Below are 584 nucleotides of genomic sequence, written 5' to 3' on the forward strand. Positions count from 1 at the left end.
GCCGGCCGTGATGCGTCGAATGACCTTCGCAAATGTCACGCAATCATCGCGTCGGCTCATTACCACACGGCCAACGCAGGTCTGCACGAACTGCAGCCCGGGACATACGGAGCCGGAGCCGATCCTGCGAAGCCAGCTTCTGGGGTGGCGCATTACGTGCCCTTTGTGCGGAGACCAACTCCGGGATCCTGGTAAGCGGGAAGTCCCCTCCCCTTTCCGGCAATATCGGAGTGGCGCTCTTCGCGGCGAAAAGCTGCTCGACGATGAAGCCGAACGTGGTATCGGAACCTGGACATCGCCAGCCGATATTGCCCGGCTTCTCCTGATGCGACGCATTCCAAGACCTTTCCCGCGCGAGCACGACCTTTGGCGCTTCCGGGTGCTCGGCGCAATTATCCCCGATCTCGATGGCATTGTTGCCACGGAACAGGAGAACCTGCCTACACCTGCAAAGCCGATCCTGCCGCTTCACCTGCGGCCGGCTCTGCTGGCCGGGGTGGCCATCGTCGAGCGCGCTGGACCGGAGATGCTCCGAATGCTGCGTGGTCACATGATGGGTGACAACAGGGTCCGATTCACTGACG

1 pseudogene is annotated in these 584 nt (G+C 62.0%); it reads left to right on the top strand.

Annotated features, from left to right (window positions below):
* Positions 1-325 precede the first annotated feature (325 nt).
* A pseudogene (locus tag V5F77_RS29050) lies at positions 326-584 on the top strand (hypothetical protein); the annotation flags it as partial.

The organism is Roseixanthobacter psychrophilus (assembly GCF_043195195.1).
Taxonomy (GTDB): Bacteria; Pseudomonadota; Alphaproteobacteria; order Rhizobiales; family Xanthobacteraceae; genus NCEH01.